We start from the raw sequence: 24,422 nt of genomic DNA on the forward strand, positions 1-24,422 counted from the left end.
GGTTTAGTGCTATCTATCAAATAAAAAGCCTCGCTTTATCGGGCGAGGCTTTTATATAATTAAAGAAGATTTATACTATTTTGGTAGATTGCTTGTTGTAGCACCTTCAAGCACTTCTTTTAATTCTACACGGCTTCCATCTTTATAAGCTACGATCCATGCATCTTTTACGCCCATTTCCCGCAGGTATTTCTTGAAGTTTTCAGCCTCCCAATAATCGCCAAAGAATCCAAGTGTATATTTTTTAGTTCCGTCAGAATCTACATCGCCGCTAAAGTTCTTATTATTTTTAAAGTATTTTGTCAGATCCTTATTTTTAAAAGCTCCTACTTGTACCTTAAAAACCACTCCATTAGAAGACATTGGACCACCAAAACTATTTTTAGAAGCTTTGTCAGCTGCAGTTTTCGCATCTGTCAGCTGTTTTTCGTTTTCCTGTAATTGCGCTTTTACTTTACTGATCTCTGCATCTTTGTCACTCAACTGAGTTTCAAGGTCTACCACACGGCTATTTAAATCTGTTTTATCTTGTATCAAAGCATTCTTCTCATCATACAATGCTTTCAATTTCAGAGGATCCATATCCTTTAATTTCTTCTTCCATTCTTTTTCCAACTCTTTATCCTCTTTCGATTTTTTTTGGGCATATACCCCGGTAGTAACGCTTAATGAAAACAAGATAATGAGTAAAAGCCAGTTCTTTTTCATGTGTATCATATAATTGATGAAATATAAACAGTTTACGTAATGTTTGGAAAAAAGATACACTTTGTGTATCAGAGAGTTACCTTATCTGTGGCAAGGTATATTTTTTTTTATAAAAAAACCAGGTAACACCTTTCAATCACTTTCCATTTGGCAAAAATATTTTTATTTTCCTGATGGCTTATGCTATTTTTATATGAAAAACATACGGCCTTAGAAAAACACAAAACATAATTTATTTGGAAACGACTGGAAATCAATATAGTGAATATACCAGTAGCAAGAATAGGGCTCTTTTATCCACACAATGGAAATACTTATCCACATCCTTCATAATCAACCCTATAATTGTCTGAGTAGTAATTTATTAACTACCCCTTGAAAAACACCAATTTTGTGGATAACTCCGTAGGGCTAAAAATGAGGATTGAATACATTTTAGCGACTCGTTATTAGAAATACGAAAGAATGCCTTACATATGTTAACAATTTTTTGAAGAAAAAAAGCAGAAAATACGCAGAATGATTGCAATATTACATCCTTAAATCTGTACGATTTATTTTCATGAAAGCAATTATTCCGGTAGCTGGGGTAGGATCAACTTTACGCCCCCATACACATACACAACCCAAGGCACTGGTTCCGGTAGCGGGAAAAGCTATATTATCATATATTATGGATGACCTGATTGCAGCAGGAATCCGTGATTTTATATTAGTCATAGGTTATCTGGGTGACAAAATAGAAACATACATATCTGAAACGTATCCTGATATTCAAGTTACTTATGTAATTCAGGAACCACGCGAAGGCCTCGGTCAGGCAATTTGGCTTACCAGAGAACATATACAGAATGACTCCGAGGTATTAATAGTGTTAGGAGATACAATTGTAACCCTGGATTTACAAACTTTATTGGCCTCACCTATTTCAATGCTGGGAGTCAAGAAGGTAGATACTCCCTGGTCATTTGGTATTACAGAACTCGATAATCAGGGAACAATCAAAAAACTGGTAGAGAAACCAAAGATCCCCAAATCAAATTTTGCTCTTGTCGGTATTTACAAGATTACAGATATTCCTGCATTGCTTGCTGCATTACAATACATTATTGACAATCAGCTAAAGACGCAGAATGAATATCATCTGACTGATGCACTGATGAAAATGGTGGAAGATGGAGCAAAGATTACAACTATCCAGGTTAATAACTGGTATGACTGTGGTCGTAAAGAGACGTTGCTGGAAGCAAACTCCATACTAATGAATCGTGCAGAATTTAAGCGTAAAGACTATCCGGAATTTACAGAGAGTATCATTATTCAACCTGTCAGTATTGGCAAAAACTGTAATATTGTATCGTCTATCATTGGTCCTAATGTAGCGATTGGTGAAAATACCGTGATACGTTCATCTGTAATTCAAAATAGCATTATTGGCTCTTTCAGTGCTCTTGAAAATACACTGCTCCACCATTCTATTATAGGTAACGACAGTTCATTGAAAGGGCTTACTCAAAGTCTGAATATTGGAGATAATACGGAGATTAATTTCAGTGATTCCAGTAAATAGGTGAGCAACGGGGTTATAAAACAAAAGCAGGTAAATACATTGTACTTACCTGCTTTTGTTTTTATAAATGTATTAACTACCAATCACCACCTGCTCCACCACCACCAAAAGAACCTCCTCCAAACCCGCCAAATCCACCACCACTACTTCCCCCACCGCCACCGCCCCAACCACTAGAACTACCACCACTGCCAAAAATAATAAAGGGAGGTACTGTGCTACCAAATCCTCCGCCTCTGCCGCCCCGACCTCTACCACCGCCTCCACCCATCTGCCGGATAATCGGAATAATCACAAAAAACAGGATAAACAAAAAGACAATGATGCCAATACCACTTCCTCCCTTATTTGATTTGGATTTTGGCTCACCTTTAAACTCTCCTGCAGGAAGTTTGGATAAATAAGATGTCGCTTCATCCAAACCTTTGTAATAATCCTGGTTCCGGAAATTCGGCTTTAAATATTGTTCGGCTACACGCTTTGCAATAACATCAGGAATAGACCCTTCCAGACCGTAACCAGTAGCAATAAAATATTTTCGGTCTTCAATGGCAACAGTGATAAGTAACCCATTATTTTTTCCTTTCTGTCCAACAGCCCATTTGTTCGCCAGTTGGAATGTGTAGTCTCCCGCATCATAGTTTCCATATGAACGAATAATTACAATGGCAAACTGAGTAGAAGTTGAATCATTGTAAGTACGTAGTTTCTGTTCCAAAGATTCCTTATCTCCAGCACTCAATACCCCTGCAAAGTCATTGACAAGACGAGGTGGATTAGGCGCATCAGGAATGCCTTCCTGAGCGTGTGCGACAACGAAAGAAAGAAAGAATAAAAAGAGATAGATATAGTATTTCACTAGAAATAGAATGTTAGAACACTGTGTATGTATACAAATACCGAGGAGTAGAAAGGAGACTTAGGTATGTCAGTGGTAGTAATTTACTTATTCCCCAAATGAAATATCATCAGAAAGCTCATTTACGTCATTTGACTGATACGGGAAATGTGACTTCAACTGTTGACCAGCCTGTTCTATTCCCGTAACCAATCCATCTGCAATCTTGCCCTGACGGAACAATGCTCGCATCATCTCTTTAATATTTTCCCAAAAATCAGCAGGAACAGCTGCATCAATACCTGAATCTCCCAGAATCGCAAACTTATGATCCTCCAGAGCTATATAGAACAATACTCCATTATGGAGTTGTGTACGATTCATTTCCAGTTGGATAAATACTTCTTTTGCACGTTGTATAGGCTCTGAAGTGCAATGGCGTTCCACATGTACTTTTACCTCACCTGAAGTATTTCGTTCAGCATCCTGAATAGAGGCAACAATGCGTTGTTTTTCTTCTTCTGTAAACATACTCAAGGAAGCAAACGGGTTGTGATGAATTTCACAACCCGTTTATAGTTAGATAAAAGGTTTCAGAGTTGTATTCACTATTGATACGTATCAGAATTGAACAGTTGGGACTTTGTCAGAACCTGTCTGTGCCTGGAAATATCCCTTTTCATCAAACCCGAATAATCCAGCAAATATGTTATTAGGAAATCTTCTTCTGGTTGTATTGTAATCCTGCACAGCATTATTAAAATTCATACGTTCTTGGGCTATTCGATTTTCAGATCCTGCCAAATCTACACGTAGTTCACTAAAAGCACTAGTAGCTTTCAAATCAGGATATTGTTCAGCAACTACCAGCAAACGACTTATTGAAGAACTCAATGCATCCTGTGCCTGCTGAAAACGTTGAATGTTTTCAGGTGTAAGCTGGTCGGAGTTCAGGTTTATTTCCGGACGGGTTGCATTGGCGCGTGCCTGAATGACTGATTCAAGGGTAGTCTTTTCAAAATTAGCTGCCCCTTTTACTGTATTCACCAGATTTGGAATCAAATCGGCACGACGCTGATATACGTTTTGCACTTGTGCCCATTTACTATTTACATTTTCTTGTTTTTCTACCAGACCATTATAGGTACTACATCCGCCCATAAGGGCAATTAAAACAATAGCTATTACGGCAATAAGGCCAATATTTTTCATGGATTATAAGAGTTAAAAAAGAATGTGTCAGTTAATGATAAAAGATTAGATCAGTAACCTGGCTTGCATCAAAATACCCAGGAGCAGAATAAAGAAAAATTATTTTTCAACAAATAGCACTTTATAGATGTAAGGAATAAAGAGTCTATTCCCTACATTTTTGTTAGATGTCCAGACTACGGTGTTCCTTCTCTATCTTTTCAAACTCTTCTTTTGAAATAGGCTTAAATCCATCTGCATACATCTCGTCAAGGTCTTCCTGAGTTAGTTCAAATTCGTCTCTTCCCAACGTTTCTTCTTCAACAGCTATCTCAGTAGCTTCGTAAATGTACTCATCCTCTGGATCTGAGATGGTGTCGATCTTATAATACACAGCCCCATCCGAGAAAGGCTTTTTTAAATAAATAGTAGGCATATAAATAATAAATGTTCTGCACGAAAGGTCAAAAATTAAATCGATTTATACAAATATTATTCCTGATGGCGGGCACGATTATAGGCGCAAAAACAAGTATATACTTGAACCTTTCTACCTAAATATCTCTCATATGGCATGTAAGTTTTTTTGCGCAATAGTTCTGTCCAATCTGGTCACTTTACTTCCTTATCCCGAATATAATCACAAATAACATGCTATAGGAACTCCTGGCATTTGTCTGGAGACACGATAAAATTAATTTCTGCTATGAAATACATTTCTCTTTTTACTCTTGCAGCAAGCTTGTTTGTCATGACAGCTGCTACTACACCAACTGCCAAAGAATATTATCAGGCAGGTATGGAAAATCTGAAGAAACAGAATTTTGTGGAAGCCATTGGCAGATTCACAGAGGCTGTCAGCGAAGATCCATCATATGCTGATGCTTTCTATCAACGTGCAAGAGCCAAAGAAATGTTGGCCAAACAGAAAGGGTATACTGATAGCCAGCATTATGGCGATTTATTACAGGCAATGCGTCTGGGAAATAAAGAGGCTGCAAAAGATATACAGGAAGGTTATGCTGGAGAATGTGTATCAGGCTTGGCTCACGATCTTCGTCCAGAAGAGGTATTCTGTCTGGATGCAAGTAGTGCTAACCTGAAAAGTACACCTGAAAAACTAACTCAGATGAAAAATCTGATTCAACTTAGTGTAGGTGACAATGAATTAAAAGATATCAATGGTATTCTGGCAAATAATCAAACACTTCTGTTTCTGGATGCTCGCCAAAACCAAATTGAGACTTTATCTGCTGATATTAAAAAACTGACTTATTTACAGGAATTAAATCTGCGTGATAACCAGCTTACACAATTGCCTGCAGAAATAAAAGAATTGAAAAACCTGCGTACATTAACTCTCACCGGTAATCCTATTGAAGATAGTGAGAAAGATAAAATCAGAGAGATGTTGCCAAAATGCAATGTGTACTTTGGTGAAAACGAAGCAATTGCCAAGACAAAATCAAATACTAAGTTTCGTCCGGCTCGTAAAGCTACTGAAATGCAAGCAACTAAAAAAGCGCCTAAAAGATTGTAATCAGTCTATAATACTATATGGTATAGTCCCAAGCCTTGCTCTGGGACTTTTCTGTTTTCCGCTGGGTTGTAATTGCGAATTTTAAAAGATATAAATCCCATCAGAAATATGTCTATTTAAATTCCCAAGTCTGAATATAAGTCTTAATTTATAAGTTTTTAGCCATTTTTTTCCTTGGCATACATATTGTCTACATATTCAATCATCTGATTGTCAATAGTGTATTTTGAAACATTGTCAATCTATTTTCGTATATGATACAATCTATGTATATAACCTTTTATAGCTATGAAAAAACTATTTCTACCATTAATAGCGATTCTGGTTTGTATATCCGTAATGCAGGTATGGGGACAAAATCTGGCAACTATCAAAAAAAAGCCAGCTATGAGAGCTCAGGCACCTGAAGATATAGTAAAGACACTGACAAATAATGCAGGCTTTGTATCATTAACAAAAGCAATTAAAGTTGCAGACTTTATAGGTGCACTCAGTCAGGCAGGTCCTTTTACCATATTTGCACCAACAGATGAAGCATTTAGTCAGATTACAGCTTTTCCAGAATGGCTACAACCAGATAATAAAGAAAAGCTGGCATCAATTTTAAAATATCATGTTGTTCAGGGAAAATTGATGGCCAGTGAGCTTCGTGACGGTCAAACTATTCCTACATTAAATGGTGAAGAACTCACTGTTTCAGTATTGAATGGTAAAGTTTTGATTAATGGCGCGGAGATAACTCAACCCAATATGATGGCAGCCAATGGGGTAATTCATGTAGTAAACAGAGTAGTATTCCCGGGAGCCAATCTGGGTAATAAGTAGGCCTGAACTTCATTCATACACCTGTTTTTAATAGCACAAAAGGCTCGCTAGTTAAGCGAGCCTTTTGTTTACCAGAGTTGAAAAGATGCTAAACAATCTTTTCGAGAATCTCAATATATCTCTCAATTCCTTTCTCAATCTCTTCCAGATAAATAAACTCATCAGCAGAATGAGAGCGGGCTGAATCTCCAGGTCCCATTTTAAGACTAGGAACATCCAGTAATGCCTGATCTGAAGTAGTCGGTGACCCATAGGTAGTAAGTCCTAAACTTTTACCAGCCTCCACAATAGGATGGTTTAGTGGGATGCTGGATGGCTTTAATCGTACAGAACGAGCATTTACTTCTGACAAAAGTCCATTTTTCAATACTAATAATACATCCTCATTACTATACTTATCTGTAGTTCGTACATCGACAGTAAAGGTACAAGTATCTGGTACTACATTGTGCTGTGAGCCAGCCTGTATTATTGTGACAGTCATTTTAATAGGTCCGAGCATTTCAGAGACCTCAGGAAACTCATAATTACGTATCCATTCGATATCCCGCATGGCTTTATAAATAGCATTTTCGCCTTCATTTCGGGCTGCATGCCCTGCCTTACCTCGTGTAACACAATCTACTACCAAAAGACCTTTTTCAGCAACTGCCATCTGCATTTGAGTAGGCTCACCCACAATGGCAAAATCAATAGGAGGTAGATGAGGAATAATCATCTCTAACCCTTCTCTCCCTGAAATTTCTTCCTCAGCAGTTGTAGCTAGTACAAAGTTGTATTTTAGCTCTGATTTGTCATAGAAATGAAGGAAAGTAGATATTAGAGAAACTAAACATCCGCCTGCATCATTGCTCCCTAAACCATATAGCCTACCATCTTTCTCAATTGGGTCAAACGGATCTAATGTGTAAGAAGCATTGGGCTTAACCGTATCATGATGTGAGTTCAACAGAATTGTTGGCTTTTGCGAGTCAAAATATTTATTCGTTGCCCAGATGTTATTCTTAACACGTTGAAAGGGTATACCTTTCTCTTCTAAAAAATTGGCTATGCAATCACCTGTCTTGTCTTCCTGCTTTGAAAATGAGGGAATTGCTATGAGCTTTTTAAGTAAAGCAATAGCTTCCTGCGCCTGCGAAAGTGTATGAATCATAGAAGCTTATTTAATGAAACATGCAACGGTTTGTTTTATGAAACCGTCTCTACAAAGTAAAGAAAGAAAATCGGAAAAATGTACAGGATTCATAATCCATATACTACATAAGTTGTTCCTAGCATTCTACTTATCTAGCAACAAAGCGAGTAACAGTCTAATTATTAATTACTTACATATACAACAAGAGACATAGTCAAAACCCTTGATACAAAGCATCCGAGGTATTCATCTATAATATACCACGATGCTTAGGTAGATATCCTGCTATTTTTACTATGGCTTTCATAACAAATTTCTATTTTTAAGGCTAAGTTGAATTTTTCAGAGCCATAAGTATGATTACATTTTCTGCCGTTTTACAGAAGTTTGCCAGTAAAGGTGAAAAGACCGGATGGACATATATTGAGTTACCTGTAGAGATTACAGAAAGTTTAAAGCCTGGTATGCGACAAGCTTTTCGGGTCAAAGGGAAACTGGATAATTTTCCAATTAAGTCCGTCTCATTGATTCCAATGGGAGAAGGTACTTTTATCATGGCAATCAATGCCAGTATGCGCAAGGGAATTCAGAAAGAAAAAGATGCAATCGTACAGATGTCCCTTGAGGTAGATGACGATCCTTTACCTGAGTCGGCAGATTTATTGGCTTGTCTGGAAGACGATCCCAACGCACTGGACTTTTTTAATCAGCTAACCAGAGGTCATCAGAATTATTTCTATAATTGGATTGAGAGTGCCAAAACACCTCAGACAAAGGCTGATCGTATCGCAAAAAGTATTAAAGGCTTAGCTATGGGGATGGGTTATGGGGAAATGATACGTTATTTTAAAAACCAGAACTCTCAATCATAAATTAATCAATCGTTCTGGTTTCTTAACGTTCACTTTGGAAAGCTTATAGGGTCAGTTTGGTGCCTGACTGTGCATGCACATTATCTGCATGAATAATATGAACTTCTTTTACACCCTGATCTAATGCTGCAAAAGCATTATCCAGTTTTGGAATCATCCCTTTAGATACAATACCATCTGCTTTTAACTGGGCATATTTCTCTTTATTGATATCGGTGATAACAGAATCATCATCTTCAGGATTTAACAAAACTCCTTTTTTTTCAAAACAATAAACCAGATTTACCTCTGTCCCTGCTTTGGCTAATGCTGTTGCAATGGCAGACGCCATAGTATCTGCATTTGTATTTAGTATTTGTCCTTCGGCATCAACTGTAAGTGGAGCAATAATAGGCGTCAGATCCTGATTAATAAAGGCAAGTAATTGTGTAGCATTTACCTGTTCAATATCGCCTGCAAATCCATAGTCAATTACCCCAACAGGCCGCTTTTTAGCTAAAATTACTCCTGCATCTGCTCCCATCAAGCCAATAGCATTACACTGTAATGCCTGTAATTGCGCTACCACCTTCTTATTAACCAACCCTCCATACACCATGGTTACGACATCCAGCATAGGCTCATCTGTAATGCGGCGTCCATCAATCATTTGTGTGGTGACACCCAGTTTCTCTGCTACCTGAGTTGCTATTTTCCCACCTCCATGAACCAGAATCTTGCTTTCCTTAATAGATGCGAAAGCAGATAGAAACTTCTGTGTGGCCGAAGGGTTATCAATTACATTGCCACCTATTTTAATTACATATACTTTACTCATTTGATCAATTCAGCTATTTAAAAACACAACGTATGATTAGAGCCCAGATAGAATTTGCTTTAATACTACCTGTGCTGACCATACTCTATTACCTGCCTGAGGGATAACAATAGATTGTGGGCTATCTAACACCTCATCTGTTACTTTCAAATTGCGGCGTACAGGTAAGCAATGCATAAATTTACCATTATCGGTCAGGAGCATTTTATCCATTGTAATCATCCAATCCGGATTCTGCGTGAGGACTTTGCCATAGTTTTTGTATGATGACCAGTTTTTGGTATAGATAAAGTCTGCCCCTTCAAAAGCTTCTCGTTGATCATAAATCACCTTTGCATTGCCTACAAATTCAGGTGCCAGTTCATACCCTTCTGGATGAGTCACCACAAAGTCCACATCCGATATATTCATCCATTCTGAAAATGAATTGGCTACAGCCTGAGGTAGTGATTTAAAATGCGGAGCCCAGGTAAGCACGACTTTAGGGCGTGGCTTGGTTTTATATTCTTCTATTGTAATGCAGTCTGCCAATGATTGCAATGGGTGTCGGGTAGCCGATTCCAGATTGACAATAGGCACACCTGCATACTGTTTGAATTTATTAATGACAATTTCCTGATAATCCGCATTCCGATCCTTTAATTCTGCAAAAGACCGAACAGCAATGATATCACAATATTGCCCAATTACAGCTGCCGCTTCCTTTACATGTTCAGCTTTATCTCCATTCATTACCACTCCATCCATCATCTCCAGTCCCCATGAATCCTGATTTACATTCATCACCATTACCTCCATACCCAGATTCTGCGCTGCTTTCTGAGTACTCAGTCGTGTTCGCAAACTGGAATTAAAAAATAACAGGCCGATGGTTTTGTTCTTACCCAATGCTTTGTCTGCAAATGGATTTTTCTTGAGCTGAATGGCTTCCTGTACCAATGCTTTCGGGTCAGATACATCAGCGAGGGAAATAAAGTTTTTCAATGCGGTCAATAGTTAGGAAAGGTTAATGATATTCTTTTGAGGGCGAAAATTACTATATTTTGAAAATAAAAAAGCTAACCTGCTTTAAAACTTTGCAGGTTAGCTTTAGAATATTTGCAGGAATACCTATTGTACTACTATCTTCTCTCTGATCACAGAATCTCCTTGTCTGGCTTCAAGGATATACATTCCAGACACAGAGTAGAAGTCTTTTACTGCTACACTAGGTATTGTCCCTGTAGAGAACTTACCTGCATAACATTGCTTTCCAATCCGATCATATACAGTTACAAAAATATCTCCCCCCTTCTCATCCGTTATTGTTACCTGTACATAATCAGCATGTGATACTGGATTAGGAAATACTCGTGATAAAGTGGCAACTGCACCTTTATTTATAGAAACCACTCTGGAATAGGCAAATTTTTCATCAAAGTCAGTTTGTTTAACCCGATAGTATGCAACTCCTTCTGCAGGGCTTGGATCAACAAACTGATAAGACAATACATCAGAACTATTACCAGCTCCATCAATAGTTGCTATTGGGGTAAACTCTTTTCCATCAGTAGATCTTTCAACAGTGAAATAATCATTGTTTTCTTCTGACGCAGTAGCCCAGTTTATTTTGACTTGCCCTTCTGTATAAGCTCCGCGTACATAAACGAATGTAACAGGTAACGCAACCACACAACCATTCTTTATACGCCCTGTAGCAGTTACTGTTGCCGAACCTCCTACATTATCAAATCCAGTAGGAGTGTTAAGATTATCATACATACCCAATAATGTATTGTTTGCTCCAAATACACCACCATTGATTGTACTTTCACCTAATACTCTAATAGTACCACATCCACCACCAGGTAGAAGCGGATTGTTTATACTTCTTGCAGTGCCATTAGTTTGAGTATAGTCATCTAGAACAGTAAATTGTGTTCCTGATACTGTAAGAATAGTTCCATTGCCGTTCATTTGATAATCATCTGCAATAGTAAATGATACTCCAGTATGTGTCAAAGATGCATTATTATTTAGTGTTAAATCACCAGTTCCAGCAACAGGGATTCCAAAATTTGTCTGAAGCACACTAAAATTTCCAAGATTCGTTACAGACGAGGAATTATTGATTGTTAGATTTCCATAAATACTCATACTAGCAGTATTTGTCTGATTTGTAATATTGCTTGAAGATAGACTCAAATCTATCCACACAGAGGGACCCCCAAAATCGAAAATATTATAATTGCGGATAGTAAAATTATTACCAAGAGTTATTCCAGTAGGAAGAAAAGCAAGTGGAGCACCTACATATATAAGATTATTAGTAATTCTGACAAGAGTTACTCTTCCATAATTATTAATTGTTAGATTACTACCTCCTGCTCTAACAATTCTAGCTTGATCTGCAAAGTTAACATTTTGCCCAATACATAAAGTAACGTTATTTCTGCTTCCCAAGTCAATTGTTCCCAAAAAAGTACCACTTCCGTTTAAACATATTGTTTGGCTTGTCACACTCGGATTTAGATCTACTTGTAGAGTTCCATTTGGGTTATTACCAACATCTAAAGATCTATTACAACCACTAGTACATTGTTGTGCCTGTACATCAAAAAGTGAAAAAAGTATAACGACCAAACTCAACCCTAGCTGGATTGCCCCTTTTGCCCATATGTTACTAATTGTAGATGTTGCCTTCATAGCATGTTATTATTTGAATGTTAATTACACATGTAAGAAAAGTATCTGCCTGAACAGTAATCTGTATATTAATCCAGCAGTATAGACAAATGTAAACGAAAAGGAATGAAAAAGATAGGATTTTATCGAAAAAACTGACATAGTATCTATAGGTTTAGAATAAAAAAAAGATTTATGGCATGTAAGAAACTGGAATGAAAATACTTTTTCGCTATTGAAAGTATTTTACTAAGACTTTACCATACAAATCTATTATGCAGAGTGACTTACCTTTTGGATTAGTTATGATATTTATTTATCATTATTTTCCCCTATCTAATAAAACTACAGATTTTATTCATGTTGAGAATTCACAGAATAGTGAACTTGTTCGCTTATTGCAATAAATAGAAAAGGGCCTCCCGTTACCAGGAGGCCCTTTCACCTAAATTATGTATACTAATAGATTAAACTCCTACATTTTCTGCTTTTACTATTTTAGAAAAAGCCTCCAGGAAAATATCCACATCTGCTTTTGTTAGTGCAAGTGAAGGTAACAAACGAAGTGTATGTTTGCCTGCATATCCTGTAAAGATATGGTGTTCAAATAAAAGTTTCTTACGCACTACTTCTACAGGCTCTTCTGTTTCGATACCTATCATCAACCCACGCCCACGTACTTCTTTCACACCCGGAAGACCTTTTACATTGTCCATCAGATAATCACCTACAACAGCAGCATTCTCAACCAGGTTTTCCTGCTTCATCACATCCAATACAGCAATACCAGCAGCACAAGCCAGATGGTTACCTCCAAAAGTGGTTCCCAGCATACCATGTATTGCTTTGAATTTAGGATGAATCAATAGTCCTCCAATCGGAAACCCATTCCCCATGCCTTTAGCCGTAGTGATCAAATCTGGCTGTACATCATAATGTTGATGAGAAAAGAATTTTCCACTACGTCCATACCCACATTGCACACTATCCACAATCAGTACAGAACCAAATTTATTACACAGTTCACGGGCTTTTTGCAGAAACTCACCACTCGTTACATTGATACCTCCAACACCCTGAATCCCTTCTACAATGATGGCACAAACCTCTTCATTCATTGCATCTTCCAATGCTTCCACATCGTTGAATGGAATGAAGTGCACATGGTCAGTAGGATTGATGGGTGCAGCAATAGCTGGGTTATCTGTAGCAGCTACCGCACCTGCTGTACGTCCATGAAAAGATTTCTTGAACGCAATTATTTTTTTACGACCATTATAAAAAGAGGCCAGCTTCAATGCATTCTCATTAGCTTCAGCACCAGAGTTTATCAGAAACAAATGATAGTCTTCATAACCTGAAAGCTTTCCTAACTTCTCGGCTAACTCTGTCTGAATCGGAATCTGAACAGAATTTGAGTAAAAGCCAATCTTATTGAGTTGTTCAGTTAATTTCTGAACATAGTGAGGATGTGTATGCCCAATGGAAATTACAGCATGTCCCCCATAGAGATCAAGGTATCTCTGTCCTGTAGCATCCCAAACATAACTTCCCTGTGCTTTCACAGGCTCAATATCATACAGCGGATATACATTAAATAAATCCATGGTTGAAAGAAGGGTTTTAAATGTTGAAAGCGATCAATAATAATTTAAAATGCCACAGACTTTAAATCAAGGCCTGCTTTTTCATCCAAGCTAAATAATAGGTTCATATTCTGAACAGCTTGTCCGGATGCCCCTTTGGTCAGGTTATCAATAACACTAGTGATCAGTAACTGATCTTCGTGTTGTTCCAGGTGTAACAAACATTTATTAGTATTGGTAACAAGCTTTACATCAATCTCACTGTCTACCACATGCGTAAATGGATGATTCTGATAGAAATCGCTATAATACTTTTTAGCCTGTTCCATTGTTCCTTCAAATGTTGTATATACACTTGCCAGAATCCCACGAGTAAAGTTTCCTCTGTATGGAATGAACCGGATTTTTTCGGAGAAATTATTCTGTAACTGTGTCAGGCTTTGCCGAATCTCTTTTAAATGCTGATGTGTAAATGCCTTATATACAGAGATGTTGTTATTTCTCCATGTAAAGTGTACTGTATCCGCTAGTTTCTGGCCTGCTCCGGTACTTCCTGTAATAGCACTGATATGTACCTCTTCCTTCAACAATCCATTTTGTGCCAGAGGCAGCAGAGCTAACTGAATAGCTGTAGCAAAACAACCTGGGTTGGCAATATGCTGTGTTTTCTGGATACGAGCCTTGTTCAGTTCAGGCAGTCCATATACAAACCCATTGGATTCATCCCGAAAATCCTGGCTCAGATCAATGACCTTAGTTTGCAAAATAGCAGGATTATCAGCTAGAAACACTTTAGCTTCACCATGTCCTACACATAAAAACACTACATCTACAGGTTCTTGAAAGCTATCGGCAAATGTCAGGTCTGTTTCTCCAATCAGATCATTATGTACTGAGTACAGAGGTTTCCCTGCTGAACTTTTACTATGTACATAGGTAATTTCCGCATTCGGATGGCGTAGCAAAATCCGAATCAGTTCTCCTCCTGTATATCCTGCTCCTCCAATAATACCTATTTTAATCTTTTTCATTCTTATTTAATTCATTTCCAAGAGTATCTTTAATTTTTTCAATCAATGCCTTATTCTCTTTCATCAACATCTCCTCAGAACGTACAATATCAACAATATAGATCTGAATGAGTTGATAAATAGCCTGTCCTGTATCCTCCCCCTGATTAGTGAATAAGTCGACCAGCTTGCCCAGAAAAATCTGATTCATATCATCCAGCTTTTGCTGGCCTGTATAAATCGACGCTGTCTGATGAAACAAATCATAAGGCAATATCTGTAAACCACCTCCATGAATGGCTGAAGTAAAGGCTGCACTACGTAAAAAAGCCGGATTTAATCCTCTGAACAACTGCTGCCCTCGTCTGATCCGTTCTGCGTCAGGCAACTGCTGCTGGCGCCATGTTTCAAGTGAGTCTTTTAGCTGCAGATGATACTGATAAGAGTTTGTCAGACTTTGAACGTTACTTTGTGCTTCCCGATAGATCTGTCTCAGCATTTCCTGTTTTAATTCCCGTTCCCGTTGCTGGTCCTGCCAGTCACTAGCAAGAATGCCCAAGTATACACCCAGCATAGTTACAACAACTGGCAGCAAAACATCTTTGAACCAGGAAATATCTCTGAAGACAGTTTTCATATGGATATTTATCGGCCTCTACTAAGTATCTTACTACTAAATGTGACTATTGCTCATTCACCTTGTGGTAAATCATAGTTTGATTTGACATGATCTTAGAGAAACCACGAACATCATCACCTGTCCACGCATTATTCATTTCACCATAGCTACCAAATTTTGCAGACATCAGATCATGCTCTGATTGAATACCAATTACATAGAAGCGGTAAGGAGATAGTTGTACATGTACTGTTCCAGTTACATTTTGTTGAGTATCTGCTAGGAAAGTCTCAATATTACGTGCTACTGGCTCTAAAAACTGGCCTTCATGTACCATTGTTCCATACCAGTTCCCTAACTGCTCTTTCCAATATAACTGGCCTTTGGTTAATACATGCTTTTCCAGTGTATGATGTGCTTTAATAATAATCAAAGGCGCTGCTGCTTCAAATCCTACACGTCCTTTAATGCCTATAATAGTATCTCCTACATGTATATCGCGTCCAATAGCAAATGGCCCTGCAATCTCCTGTAGCTTTTTAATAGCATCTACTGGATTCGCAAACTTTTCGCTATTGATACCTTTTAATTCTCCTTTTTCAAAATACAACTCAACCTGCTCTACATCTGTTTTGGTAAGTTGTGTAGGGAAAGCAGATTCTGGTAGATATTGATTTGATGTCAATGTTTCTTTACCGCCTACAGATGTACCCCAAATACCTTTATTAATAGAGTAAGCAGCTTTAGTCCAGTCTTGTTCTACACCTTTCGCCTTCAGGTATTCAATCTCTGCCTCACGTGATAAACGCATATCCCTAATAGGAGTGATAATTTCTACATTTGGAACCAGAATACGGAACACCACATCAAAACGCACCTGATCATTACCGGCACCTGTGCTACCATGTGCAATAGCTTCAGCATTGATGCTACGCGCATATTCGGCTACTGCTAATGCCTGAAACATACGCTCTGCACTTACAGAAAGCGGATAAGTATTATTTTTCAGTACATTTCCAAAAACCAGGTATTTCAGACACTTCTCATAATACTCATTCACCACATTTACAGTCTTATGACTCTTTACCCCCAGTGTCTTTGCACGATTTTCAATATTTATCAATTCCTCATCCGAGAAACCGCCTGTATCAACCAGAACAGAATGAACTTCCATACCTTTCTCTTCTGAAAGGTATTTTACACAATAGGAGGTATCTAAACCACCACTGAAGGCCAATACTACTTTTTTTGCCATTGTATTAACTAAATATAGAATGAAGGTATGTTGTAAATGTAATCTTGCATAGCCTGATCTATGAGTGGCCTTTACAAGTATTAGTCTCTGTTATGAATCGAAATCTAGTCACTTAGTTTAACGATTGACTTCTTACCCATATTGAAATTATATTCCCATCGTTCCTCATACACAGAAGCATATTCTAATCGAACATGAATATACCCTGTCTTGAGTGCTTCTCTGAATTGCCTTGTATTGATAGCGCCACCTACTTTAATCCATTCAATCTCTTCGTTAGAGGCCAATACTCTATCCTCCCAAATCTGATTGATTGCTTCTCCTTCGTTCATGTTACCACCTGTGACCTTTTGAATCAAATCCCGTTCGTCTTCACAAACTTGGTCCCGATACCAGATCTCTATTTTTTTAATGATAGCAGGTCCAACACCTTTGTTGGTAATTCTGATACCACAAAAGTTCTGAGCAGAATCCGGTAACATCTGAGTCTGTGAATAGATATGCAAGCTAGGCCACATTGATGCATATTGCTGCTTTCGTTCGATTTTCACCTGATAAACAGATGTAAACAATGCACAAATGCTAATAACAGTAGCCATGATTGCAATGATCTTATCACTGCTAAGGCGTTTGAGAAATGTCATCTAATACAATATTGGTACGAAAAAAGCCCCCCTTTGTAGATGCAAAGGAAGGGCAAAATTATTGTCTTACTAAATAAAATTTCTCAAAAACTGTTCTTCTACTCAAATATAGACTTGATTAAAGCAGCAATTGCGGCAATGATTGCAGAATATACCAGAATCTTCTCTCTCTCAACAGGCTTCTTAATTTCAGGCATTGGAACCAGTTTAGACTCTTCAGCATTCCCTCCACCATTACTGTTTCCATTTCCGTTTTTATTACGAAACTTAGACAAAACAGATTCTTTCAGACGTAACCAACGTTCGTATACCTTTGTTTTGACGTTGAAATTCCATTTTGACTCCCGCTCTTTCTTTTCAGCTTCAGCCGGATCGTATAACATCCCTGTACAGATACACATCTTCCGATTTGTACGAGTCAGTACATCATAATTCACACAGCTGGAACACCCTTTCCAGAAGTCATCATCATCTGTTAACTCACTGAAAGGAACTGGCTCGTACCCTAAAGCTGAGTTAATCTTCATTACTGCCAGACTGGTAGTAATGCCAAATATTTTTGATTCAGGGTATTTACTACGGGTAAGCTTGAATATTTCTTTTTTAATGTCTTTTGCAATGCCACTTTTGCGGTGATCCGGATGTACAATCAAACCTGAATTGGCAACAAATTTTCCATGCCCCCAACTCTCAATGTAACAGAATCCCACAAAATTGCCTTGTTTGTCAGTTGCAACTACTGCTTTTCCCTCCAGCATCTTCTTTTTGATGTAGTCTGGTGACCGTTTGGCAATTCCGGTTCCACGGGCTTTGGCACTTTCTTCCATATGCCGGCATATTTCCTCAGCTAAAGCAAGATGTTCGTATTTAGCTGTCTGGATAGTGTATTGATTCATCTTTTAGTTAAAGCATAAACAAGAGAAAGGTGAAACGAATAAATAATGTGCTGATATAAGAATAATAGAAATAAATATCAGAATAGCACAAGGAATACAATAGGTAACACTCGTAACACGGGTGCGGATAATCAGGAACAAAAACTACGGAAATTTTCAGAGGCGTTCTGCCACATAGGCAAAACAATATTATGCTAGGGCTGGCACCCTAGGTCGCGGAAATCGTGGTGTTGTATGTACAAAGAATTGTAACATTTCCGGGACTTTTAGTTTAAAATAGTTTTAACAATCTTTTAAAAACTGCGCAAAGGTGATAAAAAATTAAATACAAAACGCAATTAATTTTAATTTTTTATCACATACACTCCTTTAACTTGCAAATTTGCCAAAAGGTTCATTTCATACATTTTGACTTTCTTTATTCTTAAAAATCCTGGGCTTAGGTTCTCAAAAACAAATGGTACAGGTGCAAAACCCGTACCACATTATTATATTTATATAAAACTCTTTGTATTTCTTACAAGTTGGGTTGTGGTGTAACTCGGAGATAAGGCTTAATTTTCGTATAGCCTTTCGGGAATTTTACATCTGCATCTTCATCTTTTACTGCAGCTGTAATGATTACATCCTGGCCATGCTCCCAGTTAGCAGGTGTTGCAACACTATAATTTGCAGTTAGTTGCAATGAGTCTAATACCCGTAGTATCTCAGCAAAATTGCGTCCAGTCGAGGCAGGATAAGTAATTGTCAACTTAACTTTGTGATCAGGTCCAATGATAAATACAGATCGTACCGTAAAGCTATCTGATGCATTTGGATGGATCATATCATACAGGTCAGCAATTTTACGATCTGAATCTGCAATAATAGGATAGTTAACAACTGTATTCTGGGTTTCGTTGATATCAGGTACCCATCCTTTGTGTGACTCCAGACTATCTACACTCAAAGCAATAATCTTTGCATTGCGCTTGGTGAACTCGTCATAAATGCGAGATGCAGCACCAAGTTCTGTAGTACATACAGGTGTATAATCTTTAGGATGTGAGAAAAATACTACCCAACTGTCTCCCGCCCACTCATAAAAATCAATCGGGCCCTGAGTTGTTTCAGCCTGAAAATTAGGAGCTATATCTCCCAGTCTTAATGTTGCCATGTTATTAAAAGTTATAAGGGTACAAAAGATATAAAACAAATCCCTATCATATTAATAGGAATACTAGTCAAATGTAGAGTAAAACTTTTTTACCTACAAATTTCGCTTCAATTTATTGGTTTTCGCTTTTAATCAAAAATTTCAGTTACTAATACAATCTGCTGATCATCAAATAATTGCTAGTCTGTTGTAGTACTGTTACCACTACTAAATCTTTCTATATTTTATATATGCTTCCCTATTCCTCATCTGCTTTTATATAGTATTATTATAAAAAAGAAGAATAGCTTATCACATATGCTAATGATAAGCAAATCCACTATATATAGTCACGAAGTAAACCTGAATGAAATGTAGCTTATATTCCTCTTGTACAATCATCTGAAAAAAATCATTTAATATTTTAAAATTATATTTTTATCATTTTTAAAAATATTTTGTATTTTTGAGTCATTAAAATATTAAAGACAGATATATTTTATTATTCAGACCGCTTGTATATCATGACAAACGATTTAGCCTACCACTATTCTATTCCATCCACTGTACAAAGAATAGAAACACAAACAAACATTTTTCTCTCTCATTATAATGAGGACGCTGTAAAGGAAGTATCCTGCTTTTTCTGGGGAAAGCTCAAAGAGCCTTATCTAACAGCAAAATGCCTGACCACTCTTTCAAAAGTGGTACGATCACGTTTTGCTTTGTCTCCACAGGAAATAGCAGCCATGCGTGATCCTATTGTAACAGCAGGTGCAGGTAAAATGCGCTTTGAGGCATTCTCTTCCTGCAATGGAATATATGCGCGATTGGATATATTACCGGAAGGCCTGGACGGAGAGTTTCTTTCCAGTGGTACTACCAATGTAGATTTCAATGAGCCTATGATTAATGCACTGACAGGCATTCTGAAACAGGATGAGGTGTTTCTTTCTGTAGGACAAAAAGAAGTAATATTGGAGAAACAGGGGGAACAAGTAGTAGAACGCAAAGTAACACTGCCTACCCGCTGGATAAAAGGTCTTACCTCTGTGCAGTTGTATCTTGCAGAAATGGACGAAGTGTGTAAGTTAACGAAGCTACAAACCATTCAGTTGTTTCAAACTCTTCCCAAAGGCACTATTAGAACAGCTTATTATCTGACTATGAGAGCTGGTAAAGCAATTTTTACCCCTGCCTCCATGGATGGAGCTATTATGATTGGTGGGCTTCATCGCGTACGATTGCTGGAAGGTTTACTCCCCTTTATTGATAACTTTAGTGTATACGCAACTCCTGATCGTCAGGCAAGCGCCTTTGTTTTATCAATGGGAGCCTTACGATTTATATTCTCTCTATCTGCTGATCCTTATCGGGGATTCTCAGGTGAAGGCAATGTATTGGATAATCTGACTGACAATATTCCACTGGAATGGATTCGGGGAGCCAATCACCTCTTGAAAGCGAATGAAGAATTTAATCCAACACTCTTCTCACTGGAAAACGACATTGAATTCGAAACGGTTGAATCTCTTTGTCCAAGTCTGTCTGCTATGGGACTGTTAGGCTATGATCTCACAACAAGACAACACTTCTATCGTCGTCTGCCTTATAAACCAGAGCGTATTGCCAGCCTGAATCCACGCCTAAAAAATGCCCGCAAGCTAATAGAGAAAGAAGAGATAGAACTACTCATCCATACACCTACCTGTACAGAAGCTCGTGTGAAAGGAACTAACGTCTGGCATACTGTCCTGATTGATGAACATACACAACGTTGCACATGTCAGTGGTTCACAGACTATCAGGGAATGCGTGGCCCATGCAAACATATACTCTCTGTAAGAATATTGACAGAGAATATGGAAGCCTCCAGCTACTAACTTCAGGAGTTCACTACTTAAAACAATTGCTTACTTGACTCATTTCCAGAATATCTCTTTTCGTTTTTTTATTATCCCTTATACCGCTTATACCTATGAACTACGCTGACCAACTACAGGAAATTATAGTACAGGAGAAACCAGATCAGTTATTGCCTTTTTTACAATCCTTACCTGCTGGAAATCTGGAGGAGTTACGCAAAAAGATAAAAACGTTAAAAAAACAACTTGAGAAGTATATTGAAATACGTATTGGAAACTGGGGTAGAAAAGGAACTGCAGGACAAACCAATGTATTGCAATTAGCCGCTTTAGGCTTACTAAGTAAACAGGACCTCTTCTCATCAGATTATATTGTTCGCCTATTTAATAACCACAGCCAGTCAGATATTTGGCCTTATATTCTGGAAATACTAAAATATCGCCAGGAAGACTGGTTCACAGACTGTCTGAAACATCATCAGCAGAAAAATGAATGGCTTATCATAGACTATCAGAAACTTCGTGAGTTACAGATGCTGGGGATTATCCAACATGATAAGGAATTGTTTACCAAACCCATGACATATTTGCTTCAAATACCCTGGAAAGATCAGCAGGAAACACAAAGGGATGTTTACTCTCTTATCTGTCAGGATGACTTCTTATTAAAAAATGACCTCTTATCTATATTTGAATATGAAACAAATCTGTATTGGATAAATCATTATTACAGCAAAGATCGCAAGCAGACACTTAACTGGACGGGCATTTTTCTCAGATTGGTTGAAGAAAACAAAATAAACCGACAATTGATATTACAAAAGTGTCTGCATGGCTTGAAACGGGATTTTAATAAAAACCTTCTTGGCTGGTATAAAGATCTGTTTAATGAATTAAAGCCAACTATTGGCGAACGCATAACTCTACAGCAAGGTATCTGCGAATTGCTACATTGTACATCTACACAACCTGTAAACTTTGCTATAGAGCAGATAAAACATATTTATACTCACCCAGATTTTGACTTTACAGCATTATCTACAGGTGCAGAAAGTTTATTATCTCGTAGTGATGTACGTACAGCAACCCGTACTTTGCTGGCGATTTTCGAAAAATCAGTAAAGATACGTCCGTCTCTGGCAAAACAGATTTCTCTGCTTGTGTGCAATGTGTTTATAATAGATGATGCCATTATACATGAAAAAGCAGCCAAATTAATCAATCAGGTTGGAGATCGGAAAGATCAAGCATTATTGGAACAGTTAACATTGTTTAGTGATCAGTTATCTGCAACCGCAAGAGATTTGTTACAGGAATTTCTTCCTGTAACTGAAGAAGAGTCTTCCTGCATTTATGAAAAGCAGGAAGACTCAATACCGCAACGCATTACCAATCAAAATAAACTACAACCTATAAATTCCTGGAATGATTTGCTCTTTCAGATTGGCAAAGTTACCAGCCATTTGAATACAGAGAATCTGGAATTATTACTTGATGGATTGATACGTCTCCAATCCGCTGTACCTGCCAACTTTCACGAACAGGTAAAACCGTATCTGCGAAAGCCCGAACAGATGCAGTGGCTATATGGCATGGAGGGATTGATCAATGCATTGATTTCTGATTGGGCAAATCAAGGAAAGACGCATTATGTAAGTCAGGTAAATCTAAATAATACAGATCGATTCCTGTATATTTATCAGCAGCGGTTTGAACAGGTTATTAATAAAATACATGACAAATCAACTTTGCCTTTATTAGCAACACCTTCACATGCACCCTATTGGATTGCGCCTGAGGTATTGGTAGACCGAATGCTTGCTTATCAAAAGCACAATACACCCATCGACTATCTGGATCTGGCAATTGCCATAGCCCGTACAAGCCAGGAAGAAAAAGAATCTGCATTAGAAAAAGCAGAACAGCTCACAGGTTTTTATAAGGAATTGATGCTATTTTTTCTGGGAGATACAGTAGCACCAACGCTTTCCAGTAAATCATCATTTCTGAAGCCTATTTCAGATGTGATGACCAAACTCATGGATAAACATAGTCTTCGCAGGCCTCGAAAAGAAGATGAGCAGCATATCCTGTGGGCAGTAGCTGCACGTACCAAAAATCCATCTGGGAAGTTTGATTTTCTGGAATCTACCTCTTGGGCAGCCGTACCCAATGTAATCTCACCATTTGCATTGGAATGGGAGATGCAACACAAAAACTATTCGTATAAAAACTGGGATAAAACAATTATTACTATCCGTTATAGTGTCATTCACTTACAGTTACCAGATAAAATCTATTCTCCTATTGGGTTGTTGTATTCGCAACATATATCTAAAAAAGAAGACCTTTCCTATTATTATATAAACGAAAAAGATGCGGAGTTACTCTTTTCACTTAGCCCACATTATCCGGAAGCATTGTATATACAAGCCATACAAGCTGGCACAATACGTTCAGAATTGGGGGAAGAAACAGAACGCCGGATTGTGAGTGCTGTATTACGCACCTTATTATCTCCAGATCGTCCTTTTCAGATAGCTTCTACTTTATTACTTGCTACTGGCTTGTTACATGCCCAAAATACAACCCGAGGCATTGCATCTGAGGTAGTGGTTCAGGCTATTTCTGACGCTCGACTGGATACTTATCTTTTAGGTGAAATGTTAGGAAAACTTATTACAGGCAACTATGCACCTGTGCAACGTTTGATTGGCGCTCTTACTCTGGTCAAAGATATTTCAGCCCTACACGATTCGGCATTAGAACAGATACTGGAATCGTTGATCATCCAATTGGAAGGAGCACCGCCCAAAAATCTGAAAAAACTATTGGAACTCTATCTGGATATTTGCAAAAAACATCGTCGCCGAACAACAACAACCATAAAAGAAAAAGCGTCCGTCTGGCAACAGAATGCTACATTAAAACCAGTTGCAGCCAAAATTGCACAACTTATCAGTGAACCGACTGCAGCCTGACTTTGCTACTACGACAAAACATTACTTTAACGAATTCATCTTCAATTCTGGATTTTACCAGGTTGCATTATTCTATTATTCTGCCACTGAAGTATCTTCAGTGGCTTTTACTTTCCTGGTTAACAAACTTCAAACAGATACAGTACCAAGGCATATATAGCTTTTGTTATGCTAATAGGAATAAACTGGAAACATTGTATTAGGGCTAGCATATTTAAATGCTAAAATGTTCAGAACCTGCTAATATGTACTCTGGATAACTAAAAGACTG

At 37.9% G+C, this 24,422-nt stretch carries 22 protein-coding genes; 6 read left to right on the top strand and 16 right to left on the bottom strand.

Annotated elements, in window-relative coordinates; all coding sequences use genetic code 11:
* Positions 1-75: 75 nt before the first annotated feature.
* Positions 76-708 (bottom strand): Ezrin/radixin/moesin family protein, encoded by a 633-nt coding sequence (locus QNI15_RS19350; protein ID WP_313979201.1) that lies wholly within the window; start codon positions 706-708, stop codon positions 76-78.
* 562 nt (positions 709-1,270) lie between these two features.
* On the opposite strand from QNI15_RS19350, the gene QNI15_RS19355 reads away from it, so the two are divergent.
* A complete protein-coding gene (locus QNI15_RS19355) occupies positions 1,271-2,278 on the top strand; it encodes a sugar phosphate nucleotidyltransferase (protein WP_313979199.1) in 1,008 nt (335 codons plus the stop codon).
* Between the two features lie 76 nt (positions 2,279-2,354).
* Here QNI15_RS19355 and QNI15_RS19360 read toward each other — a convergent pair whose 3' ends face one another.
* The 4 genes from QNI15_RS19360 to QNI15_RS19375 form a co-directional block, all read right to left on the bottom strand.
* Positions 2,355-3,137: a TPM domain-containing protein gene (locus QNI15_RS19360; protein ID WP_314033092.1), complete on the bottom strand. Its 783-nt coding sequence runs from the start codon at positions 3,135-3,137 to the stop codon at positions 2,355-2,357.
* Between the two features lie 87 nt (positions 3,138-3,224).
* A complete protein-coding gene (locus QNI15_RS19365; RefSeq protein ID WP_314033094.1) occupies positions 3,225-3,647 on the bottom strand; it encodes a TPM domain-containing protein in 423 nt (140 codons plus the stop codon).
* 90 nt (positions 3,648-3,737) lie between these two features.
* Positions 3,738-4,328 carry a LemA family protein gene (locus QNI15_RS19370; protein WP_314033096.1) on the bottom strand — a complete coding sequence of 197 codons (591 nt, stop codon included), beginning with the start codon at positions 4,326-4,328 and terminating at the stop codon, positions 3,738-3,740.
* A 163-nt stretch (positions 4,329-4,491) separates the two neighbouring features.
* Positions 4,492-4,743: a hypothetical protein gene (locus QNI15_RS19375; protein WP_313991028.1), complete on the bottom strand. Its 252-nt coding sequence runs from the start codon at positions 4,741-4,743 to the stop codon at positions 4,492-4,494.
* A 270-nt stretch (positions 4,744-5,013) separates the two neighbouring features.
* Between QNI15_RS19375 and QNI15_RS19380 the strand changes: the two genes are divergently transcribed.
* Entirely contained in the window at positions 5,014-5,847 is an 834-nt protein-coding gene (locus tag QNI15_RS19380) for a leucine-rich repeat domain-containing protein (protein ID WP_313991025.1), read from the top strand.
* Positions 5,848-6,135: 288 nt separating this feature from the next.
* Positions 6,136-6,672 carry a fasciclin domain-containing protein gene (locus QNI15_RS19385; protein WP_313991022.1) on the top strand — a complete coding sequence of 179 codons (537 nt, stop codon included), beginning with the start codon at positions 6,136-6,138 and terminating at the stop codon, positions 6,670-6,672.
* Positions 6,673-6,760: 88 nt separating this feature from the next.
* Here the strand turns inward: QNI15_RS19385 and QNI15_RS19390 are convergent, their stop codons facing one another.
* Positions 6,761-7,825 carry a M20 family metallo-hydrolase gene (locus tag QNI15_RS19390; protein ID WP_313991020.1) on the bottom strand — a complete coding sequence of 355 codons (1,065 nt, stop codon included), beginning with the start codon at positions 7,823-7,825 and terminating at the stop codon, positions 6,761-6,763.
* Positions 7,826-8,163: 338 nt separating this feature from the next.
* Between QNI15_RS19390 and QNI15_RS19395 the strand changes: the two genes are divergently transcribed.
* Positions 8,164-8,679: a YdeI/OmpD-associated family protein gene (locus QNI15_RS19395; RefSeq protein WP_314033098.1), complete on the top strand. Its 516-nt coding sequence runs from the start codon at positions 8,164-8,166 to the stop codon at positions 8,677-8,679.
* Positions 8,680-8,722: 43 nt separating this feature from the next.
* On the opposite strand, the gene argB is transcribed toward QNI15_RS19395, so the two are convergent.
* The 10 genes from argB to QNI15_RS19445 form a co-directional block, all read right to left on the bottom strand.
* Positions 8,723-9,496: an acetylglutamate kinase gene (gene argB, locus QNI15_RS19400; RefSeq protein WP_313991013.1), complete on the bottom strand. Its 774-nt coding sequence runs from the start codon at positions 9,494-9,496 to the stop codon at positions 8,723-8,725.
* A 36-nt stretch (positions 9,497-9,532) separates the two neighbouring features.
* Positions 9,533-10,480, bottom strand: coding sequence for an N-acetylornithine carbamoyltransferase (locus QNI15_RS19405; protein WP_313991010.1), 948 nt, complete (start codon positions 10,478-10,480; stop codon positions 9,533-9,535).
* Between the two features lie 126 nt (positions 10,481-10,606).
* Entirely contained in the window at positions 10,607-12,181 is a 1,575-nt protein-coding gene (locus QNI15_RS19410) for a T9SS type A sorting domain-containing protein (RefSeq protein ID WP_313991008.1), read from the bottom strand.
* Between the two features lie 446 nt (positions 12,182-12,627).
* A complete protein-coding gene (locus tag QNI15_RS19415) occupies positions 12,628-13,767 on the bottom strand; it encodes an aspartate aminotransferase family protein (RefSeq protein WP_314033100.1) in 1,140 nt (379 codons plus the stop codon).
* Positions 13,768-13,811: 44 nt separating this feature from the next.
* Positions 13,812-14,777, bottom strand: coding sequence for an N-acetyl-gamma-glutamyl-phosphate reductase (argC, locus tag QNI15_RS19420; RefSeq protein WP_313991005.1), 966 nt, complete (start codon positions 14,775-14,777; stop codon positions 13,812-13,814).
* Positions 14,764-15,393 (bottom strand): hypothetical protein, encoded by a 630-nt coding sequence (locus tag QNI15_RS19425; RefSeq protein WP_314033102.1) that lies wholly within the window; start codon positions 15,391-15,393, stop codon positions 14,764-14,766. Before QNI15_RS19425 ends, argC begins: the two co-directional genes overlap by 14 nt.
* Before the next feature lie 46 nt (positions 15,394-15,439).
* Positions 15,440-16,630 carry an argininosuccinate synthase gene (argG, locus tag QNI15_RS19430; RefSeq protein WP_313990999.1) on the bottom strand — a complete coding sequence of 397 codons (1,191 nt, stop codon included), beginning with the start codon at positions 16,628-16,630 and terminating at the stop codon, positions 15,440-15,442.
* Positions 16,631-16,734: 104 nt separating this feature from the next.
* Positions 16,735-17,274, bottom strand: coding sequence for a hypothetical protein (locus tag QNI15_RS19435; protein WP_313990996.1), 540 nt, complete (start codon positions 17,272-17,274; stop codon positions 16,735-16,737).
* 98 nt (positions 17,275-17,372) lie between these two features.
* Positions 17,373-18,170 (bottom strand): GNAT family N-acetyltransferase, encoded by a 798-nt coding sequence (locus tag QNI15_RS19440; RefSeq protein WP_313990993.1) that lies wholly within the window; start codon positions 18,168-18,170, stop codon positions 17,373-17,375.
* Between the two features lie 517 nt (positions 18,171-18,687).
* Positions 18,688-19,326: a peroxiredoxin gene (locus QNI15_RS19445; RefSeq protein WP_313979160.1), complete on the bottom strand. Its 639-nt coding sequence runs from the start codon at positions 19,324-19,326 to the stop codon at positions 18,688-18,690.
* Between the two features lie 503 nt (positions 19,327-19,829).
* Here QNI15_RS19445 and QNI15_RS19450 point away from each other — a divergent pair.
* Together QNI15_RS19450 and QNI15_RS19455 are read left to right on the top strand one after the other, a co-directional pair.
* Positions 19,830-21,188, top strand: coding sequence for an SWIM zinc finger family protein (locus QNI15_RS19450; RefSeq protein WP_314033105.1), 1,359 nt, complete (start codon positions 19,830-19,832; stop codon positions 21,186-21,188).
* Between the two features lie 95 nt (positions 21,189-21,283).
* Positions 21,284-24,151, top strand: a complete 2,868-nt coding sequence (locus QNI15_RS19455; RefSeq protein ID WP_314033107.1) for a DUF6493 family protein — start codon at positions 21,284-21,286, stop codon at positions 24,149-24,151.
* The last annotated feature ends 271 nt before the right edge of the window (positions 24,152-24,422 follow it).

Origin of the sequence: Xanthocytophaga flava (assembly GCF_030068545.1) — a bacterium.
GTDB classification, from domain to species: domain Bacteria; phylum Bacteroidota; class Bacteroidia; order Cytophagales; family 172606-1; genus Xanthocytophaga; species Xanthocytophaga flava.